The organism is Candidatus Bathyarchaeota archaeon, assembly GCA_023131225.1.
Classification (GTDB): domain Archaea; phylum Thermoproteota; class Bathyarchaeia; order Bathyarchaeales; family SOJC01; genus JAGLZW01.
Genome location: JAGLZW010000005.1, coordinates 1 through 16436 on the forward strand (window position 1 = coordinate 1; position 16436 = coordinate 16436).

Consider the following 16436-nt stretch of genomic DNA (forward strand, 5'->3'; position numbering starts at 1 on the left):
TAAATAGACCTCCAGTTGCGTCATTTATCGAGTCTGCTGAAACAATCTATACGGGGGCTCATATCACATTCAATGCTTCTGACAGTTATGATCCTGACGGTTCCATTGTTAGTTACTTCTGGGATTTCGGTGATGGAATCAACGGTACAGGCATCGTCATCCAACACACCTATAACGTAAATGGCACATACACAGTTACGCTAATTGTGACAGATGATAATGAAGCAGTAGGTTCAACTTCTTCTACAAAGACAGTTATTTGGAATGAACAACCGGTGCCTTCATTCACTGAAACTTCTGAAACTGTTTACACTTTGGAAACAATTCGCTTTAACGCTTCTGATAGTTATGATTTGGATGGTGCTATTGTTGGTTATTATTGGGGTTTCGGCGATGGGACTAACGCTATAGGGGTGACCGCTGAGCATGCTTATGGTGACGACGGAAGTTACACTGTGACATTGACGGTTGCAGATGATAGAGGGGCAACTGCCACTGCTACTGCAACTAAAACTGTGTTAAATAGGTCTCCAATAGCCTCCTTCACAGAATCAACAAAAACACCTTATACAGGTGAAGTGGTTTCTTTTGATGCTTCTGCTAGTTATGATCCCGATGGAACTATTGTTAGCTTTTTCTGGGATTTTGGCGACGGAACCAACGCAACTGGCATTGCCACAAACCATTCCTACTTGGATAATGGAAGCTACACAGTAACCCTCATCGCTACTGACGACGATGGCTCTTTTGGCTCAACAACTAGTGTCCTTTCTGTTCTGAACCGGCTTCCTGTTCCAGTTTTCTCAGAGTCCGCCGAAACAGTTTATACTGGTGAGACGATTATTTTCAATGCTTCTGATAGTTATGATTTGGATGGTGCTATTGTTGGTTATTTTTGGAATTTTGGTGATGGAACTAACGCGACAGGGGTAACCGCTGAACATGCTTATGCTGACGACGGAAGCTACATCGTAGCGCTATCAGTCATCGATAATGATGGTGCAGTAAGCACTGGTTCTTCAACGAAAACTGTTCTGAACAGGTCTCCAGTTGCATCGTTCACAGAATCAACGGCAGTGTCACTTACAGGCAAGATTATTACTTTTGATGCTTCTGCTAGTTATGATTCTGACGGTGTTATTGTTAGTTGTTTTTGGGATTTTGGTGATGGAACTAACGCATCCGGAATGGTTGTTGAACACATCTATGCTATTGGTGGGACCTTTTCCGTAACCTTAACAGTGACAGATGAGGACGGGGATTTCGGGACAGCCAGTGCAACCAAGGTTATTATTTGGAATGAGCCTCCTGTTGCATCGTTTACCGAGTCTGCTGAAACGGTTTACACCAGTGACACTATTACTTTTGATGCTTCTGAAAGCTACGACTCAGATGGCACTATTGTTAGTTATTTCTGGGACTTTGGCGATGCAACAAATAGTACTGGAGTGACGACAGAACACGCATACAGTGAAAATGGAAACTACACTGTAACGTTGTTCGTTACAGATAACGGAGGGGCAATAAACACTGTTGGTGTAACCAAATTTGTTCTGAACAAGTTTCCTGTTGCATCGTTCACAGAATCCGCTGAGACGGTTTACACTGATGAGATTATTACTTTTGATGCTTCTGCTAGTTATGATTCTGACGGTGTTATTGTTAGTTATTTCTGGGATTTTGGTGATGGAACTAATACAACAGAGGAAATAGTGACTCATCAATATGTCGATAATGGAACTTACACAGTTACGTTAACCGTTACGGATGATGATGGAGACACAGCCTCTATGGGTGCCACAAAAACTGTCTTGAATATTTCTCCAATAGCAGATTTTTCGATAGATCCTATAACTATCCATACAGGTGAAGTGGTTTCTTTTGATGCTTCTGCTAGTTATGATCCTGATGGTTATATTACTGATTATTTTTGGGATTTCGGCGACGGATCCATCACACATGGCATAATCGTTAACCATACATATCTAATCAGCAGTAGTTACGATGTCACTTTAACTATAACAGATAACGACATGGCAGTGGATACCAAAGAGACAAGAATAATGGTTCTAAACAGCCCACCTGTAGCTAGCTTTATTGAATCTCTGGAAACTACCTACGTTGGCTCACCCATCGAATTTGATGCTTCTGCTAGTTATGATTCTGACGGTGTTATTGTTAGTTGTTTTTGGGATTTTGGTGATGGAACTAACGCATCCGGAATGGTTGTTGATCATGTATATTCTATTAATGAAACTTTCACTGTTACGTTGACGGTGACAGATGATGATGGCGCATCGAATTCGGTGCAAGCCACCAAAACCATCCTTGAAAATGATTTTCCAATTGCCCTGTTCACGGAGTCTAGTGAGACAGTTTATACTGGTGAGACGATTATTTTCAATGCTTCTGATAGTTATGATTTGGATGGTGCTATTGTTGGTTATTATTGGGGTTTCGGCGATGGGACTAACGCTATAGGGGTGACCGCTGAGCATGCTTATGGTGACGACGGAAGTTACACTGTGACATTGACGGTTGCAGATGATAGAGGGGCAACTGCCACTGCTACTGCAACTAAAACTGTGTTAAATAGGTCTCCAATAGCCTCCTTCACAGAATCAAAAGAAAGCGCTTACGCTGGTGAGACTATCGAGTTCAACGCTTCTACAAGCTATGACCCTGATGGACTAATTGTTAGTTGTTTTTGGGATTTTGGTGATGGAACTAACGCATCCGGAATGGTTGTTGATCATGTATATTCTATTAATGAAACTTTCACTGTTACGTTGACGGTGACAGATGATGACGGTGCATCGAATTCGGTGCAAGCCACCAAAACCATCCTTGGAGGCAGGCGCGATATTGCGATAATAAATGTCACACCGTCGGCTACTGCGGTTTACAAGCATCAAGTTCTCAATGTCTCCGTTGTTGTGAAGAACGAGGGAACAGAGATTGAAACATTCAACGCTACTCTCTATGCATCGGAAGTCCACGGATGGCATCTAATCGACATAGACGGCCACCTTGTATGGTATTCAGACGCTGAAAACTCGGGAGATTTTCTCCTAGCAACTTCAATTAGCATTCCAACTGACAACCCCGTGTTGACTTTTGAAACCAAATATAACGTCGAGTATCTCTACGATTTCGGGTTCGTTCAAATATCCATAGATGAAGGGGCGACATGGGCTTCCCTAGAAAACGCGTACACCACACACGAACATATGCTTGACACGGATTCGAACACTATTGCAAATCTTCCAGGACTCACTGGAACGAGTGAAGACTGGCCAGAGTGGATGACAATGACGTTCAATCTGAGCGACTATGGTGGAGAGAATGTACTTCTAGGTTTTCGCTATATGACTGACCTAGGACACCTCGAAGAGGGTTGGTACATTAACAACGTAACTATTAATGGAGTTATCATATCTAACCAAGCCTTCGAACAACTCAACTCGCCTGCACTTATCGCAATCCAAACACGTACGGTGACTAACTTGACTCCCGGCGGTCAAATAATATTAATTTTCTCTTGGAATACAACAAATACGCTAAGTGGCAAATACTCCATAAGTGCAACTATAGATACTATTACGGGTGAGATCGACACCATCGACAACATCTATGTCGATGGCATTGTGCAAGTGAAGATGAATCCCGATATAGACGGCGACGGAGATGTGGATATTTTCGATGTTGTTGCTGTTACTGGAATCTACGGATGTTCAGAAGGAGAGGCTTGCTGGAACCCAAAGGCCGACCTAGTAGAAGATGGAGTAATAAACATTTACGATGTTGTTATAGTCGCGATCCACTATGGCCAAACTATTCAATTTTGAAAACAAAGGTCTGAGCAATTCCAATCCACAATTCGCTAGAGACGTGCACTGCAGTGATTCCTATCTGTCTTTTCTTCATCAATGTGTATCTACATAGCGGCTTTCATAATCATGTCCTCAAAAATAACTCGTCCGAAGGCGTAAAGCTCCTACAACTAGGTAGAGTGAGGTGTTTTTGCCAATCAAACCTTGAAATATTCCTGTTGTTCTTCTCTTTTTTTGCTCATATAGAAAAGCCGCCGCGTTGCAAGCGATATAATTGCTACAGTAAGGAATAAATGGAATCTACAACACTTTTTTTATGTTTCTTTGAATTGCACACAGGGGAACTCTATTTCTGACACGCAACGTAATCGTTCCTATCCAAGTTTTAAGTTAATGTGCCTTTCCAAAATTTTATGCACTAATTTCTCCAGCATCTTCTTTTGTTCGTTAACCTTTTTCAGTAGTTGTTTTTGCTCTTTTACCAGTGTATCTAGCCTAGCTCCAGCTACATCTTTTCTTTTTCGCAGTTCCTCGAATCTCCCTTGTAGTTGTTTGGCTTTTCTTTGTGCTACTTGTGTTTCCTTTGAATAGATCAACTGCTGATTTAAAGAAAAAGCGTGTGTACAGTCTTGATGCAAGCTATCCAATTTATTTTTGTTCAGAATTGCATTGATTTCCTCTATGCTCTTTCTCAAACGGCTACTCTTCAGCTTGAGTTTTCCTCCATCCATCGCCCGTTCTATCTTTCTTAATATACTTTTAAGCGTCGGGTAACTAGGCTTTTCGGTAGCAAAAGCAATAAACGAATCTTCCAAGTACTGGCTAAGCTTTTCTATCTCTTCTGTGGAAAGAGTGTACCCTGGACCCCTTGTCAGATTTGCAAACTTCATGAAAGGTTTTTGAAGATGCCTCAAATCGTATTTCACCTGTTTTCTTAGCTGTTGAATTTTCTGGTTCATTTCAGCAAGATCGCCGAGTTCCGCACTGCTTTTGACAGATTCGATGTTTTTTTCGTTTTCTTCCATCTTTTGCTGAAGAATTTGCATCTTCTCTTCAATACTCGCTCTGTGTCCTTCATACTTGCTTGATTCGTCTAATAATCTCATCATTTCATCAGCCTCCAAAAACAGTCTCTCTATGGCTTCTGCCTTTGAATATTCAGTTGACAAAAAATTACCTAACTCTGAGATGGAACCTACTAATCTAGTGAATGCGAAGTCAACTTTTTTTCTCGTAATTATGAACAAGGGGGAAATTCGGGGAAACCAAGCATTCCTTTCTCGCGCAACATAAGAAAACATTTTCTCTAAATCTTTATGCAGCTTATGTAGTTCACTGAAGGCCATTTTGTCTGGAAAGGCTATTTTGTCGATTTGTTTCTGAAAATATCTGGAAAGCTTTTCTGTAACTCTAGCTTTGCGGGCTGCCTTTCCTCTTTCCATTTCTCTAGTTCCTTCTTCTGTCAGTTTCTCACAAGCTTTGCGAGCATTGTCAAGTCTCTCCTTTATTTTGTCAACTAATTTCTTAGCTTGCTCGTTAAGAGGCTGCAAAATGTTCGCTGTTTCGTCTCTAAGCCACTGTTTGAATTCTTTGATCTGTATCTTAGAGGTTATGGAAATTATTATCACTTCCATAATTGCTGTCTAACTCTAAAAATATGCAAAGTGGTTATTTAGGGATTTCCGCAAATTACTTAAGGCAGCGTAATTGAAGGTTTATGTGGACTGTTAATAGATAATTATGTTTCATTTGGCTTTTTTATCTTAGCATAATCTGGCTTCTTATTGGTGGCAACCCAAAAGTTTAACAATTCAGCAATAGCCAAGGCTAAAATATCTTAAGCCTCCAGCGTCTAAAATGAGTCAAGGAGTGTTGGGCCATGGGAAAAGTTTCAGAAATCCTTGCTAGCGTATGTAAAGAAAATAGGAAAAACCTCCTAGAGCCTGAAGCCAAGACTATTTGTCAAGAGTATAACATTCCAGTCACGCGATTTGAAGTAGCTAAGAGAGAGGAGGAGGCAGTGAAGTTTGCTGAAGAAATAGGCTTTCCTGTTGTGCTAAAAATTGTTTCACCTGATATTATTCACAAATCTGATGTAGGCGGTGTTATGCTAGACCTGAAAACTGGTCCCGAGGTGGAAAGAGCTTACAGAACAATTCTGGCAAATGTGAATAATCATCAGCCAAGCGCGAAAATATCCGGTATCCTAGTACAAGAAATGGCTCCATCCTCAACAGAAGTCATAATAGGCGCCATTAAAGATGATCAGTTTGGTCCAACACTAATGTTCGGCCTCGGCGGAATCTTCGTAGAAATTCTAAAAGATGTGGCTTTTCGCATTGCTCCAGTGACAAAACAAGAAGCCGAGTTAATGATCACTGAGATAAAAGCCTACCCAGTTTTGAAAGGATACAGAAATCAGCCGCCCTTAGACATTAACACCATAGCAGAAATAATAGTCAACACTTCAAAACTTGTGACAGATCACCAAGAAATAAAGGAATTAGACCTTAACCCGATTATGGTTTATGAGAAGGGAGCAAAAACGGTTGATGCAAGAATCATACTTGAATAAGCCTGTTTCAAACTCATCGATAAACGGATTTTCCTCAACATTCTCCATTCAACCGACAGCACGTATTTTCGTGCGCCTAGATGGTAGATGTGCATGCGCGATTCGTCGACTTGCCATTGGAAATTGGATCAACTGAAAGTGAAAGAGGCAAAAAAATTGTCTGATGAACTAATAGAGAAAATAAAAAAACTAAACCAACAACTCAAACCTCTTAAACAGCAACGAGACTCTTTCAACAAAGAAACGGAGCAATGGGCAGAAAAAAGAAACGCGATCCACAAACAAATTAAGGACTTGCGATTGGAGGCTGCAAACACTAGAGAAAGACGTGACGCAATAAATGCCAGAGTAAAAACATTAAAGATGCAAAGAGACCAGACAAGAGAGCTAATGAAAAAGAAAATTAAAGAAATCAAACAACTCAAAGAAAAGTTGCAGCTTCTGAACGCAAAGAAACCAAAACAGACTGCCAACACTCTAAGGAAAGAAAAAGAGGAAATTGAATGGAAGATTCAAACAACCTCCTTAACACTTCAGGAAGAAAAACCCCTCGTTGAAAAGGCAAATCGACTTGAAATCCAACTAGACATCTACCAAAAAATAAGTGACACAAAAGAGAAAATCACAAAATTACAAGACAAAATAAAAGCAATGGACAAAGAAGCGAAACTTTTCCACACACGACTTTCAGAACTGGCCGACCAAAGCCAAGAACTCCACAAGAAAATGATGGAAACCATAGACAAAGCAAAAGCATTACAACCCGAATCAGACCACTATCACCAAGTTTTCCTCCAAAGAAAGCAGAAATCACAGAATATCCGCGAAGAATATATCGCGGTCGAAAGGAAGGTTAAAGCACTAAAAAAAGGGTTAGCTGAAACTGAAGAAAAAGAAAGAACACTGAAGCAAGAAGAGATGCGAAAGAAGTTGAAAGCGAAAGCGTTGAAAGAACTAGAACAAGGCAAAAAACTAACGCTTGAAGAATTCAAGCTCTTGGCGGAAGAAGAGACCTAATTTACGCGTGCGGAACCCATGGCAAACCAGTTAACTAGGGCAGTCACATGAGACAGCAACCAGTCAGATAATGTTCAGTGACACAGATTAAGTCTCACAAGCGAAACCTAGTCATTTCTGTAGACACCGGGAATCCCCAAAGCCTCTATAGTAGATGCTTAGGAAACCTGCGGTGTTGGGCTTTTCTTAACGTTAACTTCCTCCAGAAAAAAGTTCTTGAAAACAACCGCGCGCATTTCACACTTGCAAAGGGTCCATATCTGAAAGCCTGAATGTAACAAAAGATAGGGGGAGGGGGTAGGTGTGTGGGCCAATGAGAACTCCTTACCTGAAAACTGAAATGCGACTCGAAACCCCAGCGGAATACAATGTACTTCGCAACGAATTGTTATCTTTTATGATTCTCCACGCGTTCAGTTTAATGAATTTGTCTGAAAAATCACTATTTCTGCCATTGACATTGAACAGTTGCACGATCCAATTGAAATCACGTTTGCTGATAGAGCACAAACTTTCCAAAACCCACAACAATCTGAATAAATTATGGAATGTTTAATCACCTAAAGCCGCCTAAAGCGACGTTCATCCTCAAGCTACATATTCTGCCGCGGTTGAGAATGTTTAGTCTAATTCAGATAGAAGACTTCCTCACTGCACGTTTTGACGCATGAAAGTTCAGGCTTCTGCATACAGCACAAGGATTTCCAAGAATATAGCGATACGCCTAGATGCACTCCACCATTTAGTTTCTGTGGTTGACGTTTAAGTTTAACCCCTAGCTTGGCAGAAAGAAACTAGTCTGGTTTTTGTACGTGTATGGCTTGGTGTCCATTGTTTGCCAATCTCTATGAGGTTTTTCAGTCCGATGACTTGGAAAGGGTCTTGCTACCCGTCGTGTTTCCAGCACACTAAAAGGTCAGATCCTCTTTCTGCACCTGCTGCGAATAATCATTGGTAAGAATGACGTCATGGTCTTCAGAAGGCCTAAAAAGTTTAGTTTAAATCCTAGAGTTACAGGTTAAACACTTATAATACACACGAAATCTCTTATTAATAGAACATAAAGTTAAAGTTGCGACAACCTACAAAGAAAAGTGGAAACTCTCTATGGCTTCAAAAGAAAAAGAAGAAAGACTACTGATTTTATGCGTTGACCGAGACGGTGACATAGGCACCAAGACAGAAGATAAAACCCCCATACTAGGCAGAGAGAAAAATCTTGATGCCGCTGTTTCACTAGCCTTAGAAGATCCTGAAGAGCCAGATGCCAACGCCATGTTTGAAGCTGTGAGAGTTTACGACCAACTTAAAAAGCAAGGCCAACGACATGAAAAATTTCAAATAGCCACAATCTCTGGCTCACAGTTGCTCGGTGTCGACGCAGACCGGAAACTGGTCAGAGAACTAAAACAAGTTTTAAAAGTTTTTCCAGCCAACAGCGTCATCCTCGTAACTGATGGATACTCAGATGAGGCGGTACTCCCCTTGGTTGAATCGAGGGTGCCTGTCACGTCGGTTCGAAGAATTATCATCAAACACAGCAAATCCATTGAAGAAACTGTAGCACTTTTCGGTAAATATCTTAAGATGCTCACAGAAACCCCTCGATACTCAAGAATCGCCCTCGGAGTTCCAGGACTCTTGCTAATAATTTTAGCCATCATGTATCTTGGGGGCTGGCTATACTACACGTGGATAGCCTTTCTCCTAGTCTTGGGAGTTGTTTTTCTTGTCAAAGGATTCGGTATTGACAAAGCAACGATGAACTTTCTTCGGTGGATCAGAGAATACGAGCCTCCTCCACTTCCAGTTCAGATTGCAGGCTTTGCCTTTGCTGGAGGGATCATAGCCGCTGCTGTCGGAATATTTCTTGGAATAAACGGAGCAACGACATATTATTCAAGTCTTAGTACCCCTCCGACAACTCTGGATGCATGGCTAGGTCTGCTGCCAAGGTTTACAGGTGAGTTTATTGGGCAAGGCATATACCTAATAGTCATTGGAATTTGTGTAGTATTATCTGGAAGAGCAATCCATTGGTATTTCAAGCGAGACATTCGACTTCTACGCACATTAGTTATTACTGTTGTGATCGCTTGGTCTTCACAAATATTTAAGCAAGTTTCAGAAATTCTTATTGATCCTACAGTGGCATGGGCAGAACTCGTTTTCACAATATTTGTTGGTATATTGTTGGCTATTGCAATTTCTCTTGTAGCTCTTGTAATTAATATAAAATATAGCAGCTTTTTCAAGAAGAGGAAAAAGAAACTTGAAGAATTTGAGCAAGGCTAGTATAGCTCTTATTGGGGGTAGTGGTTTAGAAGGTTTACTGAGTGAAGTAGAGTATGTTCGAATTGGGACTCCTTACGGTTTGCCTTCGCCAATCTCTGTTGGAGGAATCGGAGGCAAAGCCGTAGCTTTTCTTTCTCGTCACGGCTTGAGTCACACAGTTCCCCCGCATCGTATAAATTATCGTGCCAACATTTTTGCTTTGCATCTGCTTGGAGTGGAACGACTTTTTGCAACTAATGCTGTGGGTGGCATAAACAGACGCTTAGAGCTTGGAGAATTGGTAGTTCCTCACGATTTTTTGGACTTCACTAAGCTTAGAAAAGGAACTTTCTATGAATGTGCCCCTGTGACACATATAGATATGTCTCAGCCCTACTGTCCAGAGATTCGTAATGCTTTGATAAAAGCGGCAAAACATGTTGCAGAAAGCGTTTGGGACGAAGCAGTTTTAGCTTGCACCGAAGGTCCACGATATGAAACCCCCACTGAAGTTAAGATGCTTCGAAGTTTTGGATGTGACATAGTGGGGATGACTGGCTTGCCTGAAGCTGTTCTTGCTCGAGAATTAGAGATGTGTTATGCTTCACTCTGCTACGTTTCTAATATGGCCGTTGGCTTGCAGAAACATCAAACCATCAGCGAACTAACAGAGATTGCGGAAAAGAAAAAATTCGTCATTGAACAAGTTTTAAAAGAGGCAATTGTTCTTCTACCGAAGATGCGCAGTTGCGTTTGTGCTCATGCTTTAGAAGACGCGCAACTTTGAGGTTTCATTACTATGCTAAAAGGAATACTTTCGGCAATTGGTGCCTACAAAATTTACGAACGGTGGCTCTGGCACCAAGTTAAAGGCGGTAAGATGCCAGAGCACATTGCCATTATTTTAGACGGTAATAGACGTTGGGCCTCTGAGCAGATGCTCAAATCGTGGATGGGTCACAAACACGGAGCTGAACGAGTTAGCCAGTTGCTTGATTGGTGTTTGGATCTAGGTGTAAGATGTGTGACTTTGTATTCATTTTCGACTAAGAATTTCGCACGGGAGCCACGAGAGGTTGAGGAGATTCTACGTCTTACTGAGGAAAAGTTACGGGAGATTTTGACTGATGAACGCATTCATAAGAATAAGATTCGAGTAAAAGTTATTGGACGAGTTGAACTCCTGCCGAAAAAGCTGCAAGAGTTAATTCGGGAAGTTGAGAAGGCCACACAAGTATACGACAAACAGTTCTTGACCATAGCCTTGGCTTATGGAGGACGAGCCGAGATAGTGGATGCCGCCAAGAAAATCGCCGAGAAGGTAAAGCAAGGAGAGTTATCAGTGGAGAAGATCAACGAAGACACATTTGAGAAATTCTTGTATACAGCCTACATGCCAAGACCTGATCCGGATTTAATTATTAGGACTAGCGGAGAGGAGCGGCTAAGTGGGTTTCTGCTGTGGCAAAGTGCCTACAGCGAGCTGTGTTTTCTAGATATGTTTTGGCCGGATTTTCGGAGAATTGATTTATTGCGGGCAGTGAGAACTTATCAACGGCGTAAACGTAGATTTGGAAAGTAAATCACGTTCGTGCTCTTGCTTTTCTTCTTTTTTGTGTTTTCTTTATAACTAGCTCTATTTGCTCGATGGCAGTGCCTAAATATTTCTGCGGGTTAAGAGCGTCACTAATCTCTGTTTCTGTTAAGAACTTCCGTGTTTTTCCGCTCTCAGCTAAGGCTTCTTTGAAGTGACGGCTTTCTAATTCGCTCTTGATTGTCAGCTTTCTTAGAAGTTCATGGGCTTCTTGGCGGTTCATTCCCTTCTTTACAAGCGCCGTCATGACAGCCTCAGACATTGCCCGTCCCTGTGTAATCTTCAAATTCCGCCTCATTCGTTCTTTGTCAACTCGCAGGTTGTCTAGAACATTGATTATTAGGAACAACATGTGATCAACTAGAATGCACGCTTCCGGGATCACGAAGCGTTCAGCTGAAGACTGTGTCAAATCCCGTTCATGCCAGGTTACAACGTTTTCAAGTGAAGGCGAAACTAAGCCTCTCAAAACTTTCGCCAATCCACAAACCGTTTCACAAGTTTCTGGGTTACGTTTATGCGACATTGCAGAGCTTCCCACCTGTTTCTCATATTCAAAAGCCTCAAACAACTCCGCAATTTCCGGTCGCTGCAGTTCACGAATTTCTGTAGCTATGTTGTCTAATGAAGAAGCAATTAAAGCTAAAAGACAAATAAATTCGCCATGGCGATCACGCTGCACAATCTGTGTGGAAATGTCAGCGTGTTTTATGTCCAATTTTTTCATCACAAGTTTCTGAATCTCCATGGCATGTCGACCCAAACCTGCTTGAGTTCCCACGGCACCCGTCATTTTCCCAACGAGCAAACGCTCACGACATTGCCCCAATCGCTGGATGTTTCTAGCGTTTTCTCGCGTCCAAACTGCAAATTTAAAGCCTAAAGTTGTTGGTAAGGCGTGTTGACCATGTGTCCTCCCAATCATAATTGTTCTCTTAAACTTGCTGGCTTTTTTCATCAAAATCTGCTCCAAACTGTCCAATTTCTGTTCGATAAGCTTCACAGCGTCTTTTAGCAGAAGAGCGTTTGCGGTGTCAACGATGTCATAGCTTGTTGCACCTAGATGAACATAGGCGCCGCTTGAGCCACATTGCTCAGCTAAAGCCCTGACAATTGAAGCAACGTCATGTTTAATCTCGCGTTCGATAGCTTTGACCCGTTTCAGCTTAACGTATCGTGTTGATGCTTTCTTCATAATTATTTCTGCGTCTTTTTGCGGGACATTCCCAACTTCGGCATGTGCCCATGCAAGAGCAGCTTCAACATCTAACATTCGCTTAAGCTTGCTTTCTTCTTCAAAAATCTCTCTCATTTCTTTGGTTCCATAGCGCATCGTATCTATAGGGAGAATTGGCATTCATCTACCCCCTAAACATGTTAATGCAATACTGCTTTAAAGATTAACTTTTTACCATTTGCCTCTACCTTTAAAGTGGAGAAAAAGTGAATGGGTGCTTTGATTGCTGCTGTAGACAAAAAAGGCACAAACATTTCTGATGTAGTTGTTACAATGCTTGAGGTGCTAATGCACCGAGGTTCCGATGCCTTTGGGGTTGCTTCGCCCCACAAAGTAGTGATAAAGAACACTGTGGAAGAGCTACGGAAAGAAGACATGAACTCGAACATTTTAGTAGGTTATAATTTTGCCAAAATCTTGTCCAGAGATAAAGCTCAACCTGTCCAAAACCGAGATTTCACTTTGGCTTTTGATGGTCGCTTGTTTCCTGCTCCTTCGAAAAGTGAAGTAGACTATTTGCTTGGAAAGCTCGAGGATATTGAAAACAAAGGGATGTACCTTATTCGAAGCCTTAATGGTGACTACGTTTTTGCGATAGCAAGAGATGGAGAAATCGTAGTCGGGCGGGATGCGGTTGGAGCATGTCCACTTTATTTCGGTGAAAACGAAAACATTTGTGCCGTAGCTTCGGAACGCAAAGCCCTATGGAAAATAGGTATAACGAAGACTAATTCGTTTCCACCTGGAAAGTTGGCTGTAATCAATGAGAAAGGTTTCCGTTTTGAAATCGCTAAAATCATAACTCAACCGCCTTCGCAAAAATCAGACATGGAAACTGCTGCTCAACAGCTCAAACAAATCTTGTTTCAATCAACAAAAGAGCGTATTTCAAACGTTAAAGAGGTTGCAGTGGCTTTTTCTGGAGGCATCGACAGCAGCATAGTCGCTTTTTTGACCAAACTATGTCATGTTGATGTCCATTTAGTCTATGTGGCGTTAGAGCAACAGAAGGAAACTGCTTTTGCGGAGCGTGCTGCAACAGCTTTAGGCATCCCACTTCACATTGTCACATATTCTATAAGCGATGTAGAAGAAATCTTGCCAAAAGTTCTATGGCTAATTGAAGAACCCAACCCAGTAAACGCTAGTATTGCAACATCTATTTTTTGGGTTGCTGAACAATCAGCTGAACTTGGCTTCAACGTCTTAATGGCTGGGCAGGGCGGAGACGAGCTTTTCGGTGGATATCACCGCTACCTTGAAGACTATGCCAGACACGGTTTAGTTGGTTTGCAGGAAAAGCTCTATCAAGACGTAGTTTCACTCCATGAGTCAAATCTCGAAAGAGACAACAAAGTGTGCTCCTTTCATAACGTGGAGTTAAGGATGCCCTTCATTGACTGGGAGGTAATTCAGCTCGCCTTAAGCCTTCCCGCAAACTTTAAGATTGCTTCATCAAAAGACACTCTACGTAAAAAGGTTCTGAGACGGACAGCTAAAAAGCTTGGAATTCCCAGAATCATTACTAAAAAAACCAAAAAAGCCATCCAATATACAACAGGCGTAAATCAAGCAATGAGAAAACTTGCGAAAAAGGAAGGTTTAACTCTGCGAAAATACGTAGAAGAAACTTTCTTGAAAACTTACAAAATGCTGGAATAAAAGATGGCTAAAACGGCTATAATCTTTACGCCTAGATATTATGAGCACAACACTGGGCCAGATCATCCCGAAACTTCGAAACGGCTCAAGGTAATAATGAACGAAATGGAAAAACTAAATCTATTTTCTAAGGCGAACAAATTCAAATTGGTTGAACCTGATCTGGCACGAATAGAAGATCTGGAACTCGTTCACATCCCAGAACATATTCAACTAGTGAAACGCGTCTCTGAATACGGGGGAGGCCTACTTGACATCGGCGACACTGTAGTTTCTCCAGAAAGCTTTGAAGTAGCACGCTACGCTGTTGGAGGAGCAATAAAAGCTGTAAACTTCGTTTTGAGCAAAAATGTCAAGAACGCCTTTGCCTTGGTTCGCCCTCCTGGGCATCATGCAGGGTCATATTACGCTGCGGGTTTTTGCGTGTTCAACAACGTAGCTGTGGCGGCAGCACATTTAGTTGATAGGTTCAATTTTAAACGGGTTCTAATTCTGGATATAGACGCTCATCATGGGAATGGGACACAAGAAATCTTTTACAATACAGACAAAGTTCTTTACATAAGTTTACATGAAGACCCCCGAGATTTTCCTGGAACTGGCTTTGTGGATGAAATTGGAGAAAGTGAAGGGCTGGGATATAACGTTAATATTCCTTTTCCCTTCAGGACTGGCGACAAAGCGTACTTGGCAGCAGTAGACGATATAGTAATTCCCATTATACGGCAATATGCGCCTCAGTTTATTTTGGCGTCTGTTGGCTATGATGGCTACTATGGTGATCCTGTTGCGAAGCTAAGTCTTTCTGCTGCCGCTTATATCTTAATCTTTGAGAAAATCCTTAGTTATGCGTCAACTTTTTGCGAAGACAGATTTGTCGCCGTGCTAGAAGGTGGTTATAACCTCAGACAACTAGGAAAACTCGTAGCGTCAACAATTTCAAAGATGGCTGGTTTTTCATATCCAATAAAGATTGAGACCCCACCAACAAGTTCACGGGCCGAGAAACAAGCAGAAAAAATTATAGAAGAAATAAAGGAAGTACAGTCAGCATTTTGGAGTTTAGACTCCTAACTTTTATTCTATGACTTGTATTGCGCTGGTTGGACATTGCACTTCGCAGGCTCTGCAGATCAAGCACTCCTCCTGCTTAACAGGTACAGATTTGCCATCTTTTATTTCGAACACTTCCACAGGACAGGTGTCAACGCAGGTGCCACATCCATCACATTTCTCCAAATCTACTTTCACTTCAACCATTACTTGTCTACCTCTTAATTTTAGAAACTGAATCAAAAGGTAATTTATAAATAAAAGTGTTTGGGGAGTAATATTGTTAAATATTACTATTCCTTAAGCCTCAAAAGAAGCCCATCTATTGTTATTCTTGCTTTCTCTCGCCTTCGCAAATCGTCTTCAATGAGTCGCCGATAAGTTTGAGCAGAAATCTCTCCACGCTTAAATCGAACTTCAATTCGCCTAATATCTGCCTCAATATTATCAAGCTCTGTTTCTGCAACTTCAAGCCGCCTCATGATATCAGCATATTTCGCTCCGCCACTCACAATTTTCTGCTGTAAGCCTGTTAACCTTCTAGAAAGCGAAGAAAGCCGATTCTCCAAAGTAGTTTTTCTTACTTTGTATCGCCGCCTAGAAATCTTTCCTTTTCGTGCTTTCTGCTTTGCTTGTTCAAGTCCAGAAAGAACTTTTTTCTTCTCTTCATAAGTCTCAATAAAATCGTTCAACGTTTTGCGCGGCACCAAAATTATTGAAATGGGCACTGGAGCTCTAGGTCTCCGCCAAGCAAGAGCGACTATGGAACCAATTACAACTAATGCAGTTGTCCAAAGAGTCGGTCGGAAGGACGCCCAAAAAATCGTGTAGCTGTAGGTGAAACTCAACTGGTCATTTTGCATCCACGTAATGTTAGAGAAGGAGAACGAAAGTGTTTCTTGAAAAACATCCTTGTGAATGCTAAATGTTTGCTGTGGAAAGGATTGAATCACAGCGCCCTCAGGGGAAATAATCTTCAAAGTAAAAATGCTCGGCATCATTTGCAAGTTTTCAGAAAGGTCAAGTGTCAACATGTAACTTTGCGAATCTTGCTGAACGAGACGGTCCCCAGAAAGATTGTAAGTCAGTTTAAGGCTTCTCGACTGATTTTCCACCAAATTAAGGGAAACTCTTTTCTCTTCTTCATTGAAATCTAATTTCTTTCCTAGTTCGTCGAAAGCAGCGACGTTA

12 protein-coding genes are annotated in these 16436 nt (G+C 41.6%); 8 read left to right on the top strand and 4 right to left on the bottom strand.

The genetic code is table 11. The features are described 5' to 3' along the window. Positions 1 to 3848 (top strand): PKD domain-containing protein (locus KAU88_01180; protein MCK4477128.1); only part of this gene is annotated, 3848 nt, incomplete at its 5' end. A gap of 359 nt (positions 3849 to 4207) precedes the next feature. Here the strand turns inward: KAU88_01180 and KAU88_01185 are convergent. Beyond that, entirely contained in the window at positions 4208 to 5467 is a 1260-nt protein-coding gene (locus KAU88_01185) for a hypothetical protein (protein ID MCK4477129.1), read from the bottom strand. A gap of 245 nt (positions 5468 to 5712) precedes the next feature. Between KAU88_01185 and KAU88_01190 the strand changes: the two genes are divergently transcribed. The 5 genes from KAU88_01190 (at position 5713) to uppS (ending at position 11281) form a co-directional block, all read left to right on the top strand. After that, the gene (locus tag KAU88_01190) at positions 5713 to 6408 is read left to right on the top strand and encodes an acetate--CoA ligase family protein (protein ID MCK4477130.1); all 696 of its coding nucleotides are present in this window, start codon (positions 5713 to 5715) and stop codon (positions 6406 to 6408) included. Between the two features lie 156 nt (positions 6409 to 6564). After that, positions 6565 to 7425, top strand: coding sequence for a hypothetical protein (locus KAU88_01195; protein ID MCK4477131.1), 861 nt, complete (start codon positions 6565 to 6567; stop codon positions 7423 to 7425). 1107 nt (positions 7426 to 8532) lie between these two features. After that, positions 8533 to 9720 (top strand): DUF373 family protein, encoded by a 1188-nt coding sequence (locus KAU88_01200; protein MCK4477132.1) that lies wholly within the window; start codon positions 8533 to 8535, stop codon positions 9718 to 9720. A 1-nt stretch (position 9721) separates the two neighbouring features. Then, positions 9722 to 10486 carry an S-methyl-5'-thioinosine phosphorylase gene (locus tag KAU88_01205; GenBank protein ID MCK4477133.1) on the top strand — a complete coding sequence of 255 codons (765 nt, stop codon included), beginning with the start codon at positions 9722 to 9724 and terminating at the stop codon, positions 10484 to 10486. A 12-nt stretch (positions 10487 to 10498) separates the two neighbouring features. Beyond that, positions 10499 to 11281: a di-trans,poly-cis-decaprenylcistransferase gene (gene uppS, locus KAU88_01210; GenBank protein MCK4477134.1), complete on the top strand. Its 783-nt coding sequence runs from the start codon at positions 10499 to 10501 to the stop codon at positions 11279 to 11281. 1 nt (position 11282) lies between these two features. Here the strand turns inward: uppS and KAU88_01215 are convergent, their stop codons facing one another. Continuing rightward, on the bottom strand, positions 11283 to 12650 hold the full coding sequence (locus KAU88_01215) for an adenylosuccinate lyase (protein ID MCK4477135.1): 1368 nt from the start codon (positions 12648 to 12650) through the stop codon (positions 11283 to 11285). A 90-nt stretch (positions 12651 to 12740) separates the two neighbouring features. Between KAU88_01215 and KAU88_01220 the strand changes: the two genes are divergently transcribed. After that, positions 12741 to 14192, top strand: coding sequence for an asparagine synthetase B (locus tag KAU88_01220; GenBank protein MCK4477136.1), 1452 nt, complete (start codon positions 12741 to 12743; stop codon positions 14190 to 14192). 3 nt (positions 14193 to 14195) lie between these two features. Then, positions 14196 to 15266 (top strand): histone deacetylase, encoded by a 1071-nt coding sequence (locus KAU88_01225; protein MCK4477137.1) that lies wholly within the window; start codon positions 14196 to 14198, stop codon positions 15264 to 15266. Positions 15267 to 15269: 3 nt separating this feature from the next. On the opposite strand, the gene KAU88_01230 is transcribed toward KAU88_01225, so the two are convergent. Together KAU88_01230 and KAU88_01235 are read right to left on the bottom strand one after the other, a co-directional pair. Beyond that, on the bottom strand, positions 15270 to 15452 hold the full coding sequence (locus tag KAU88_01230) for a 4Fe-4S binding protein (protein ID MCK4477138.1): 183 nt from the start codon (positions 15450 to 15452) through the stop codon (positions 15270 to 15272). Between the two features lie 86 nt (positions 15453 to 15538). Further along, positions 15539 to 16436 (bottom strand): hypothetical protein (locus KAU88_01235; GenBank protein ID MCK4477139.1); only part of this gene is annotated, 898 nt, incomplete at its 5' end.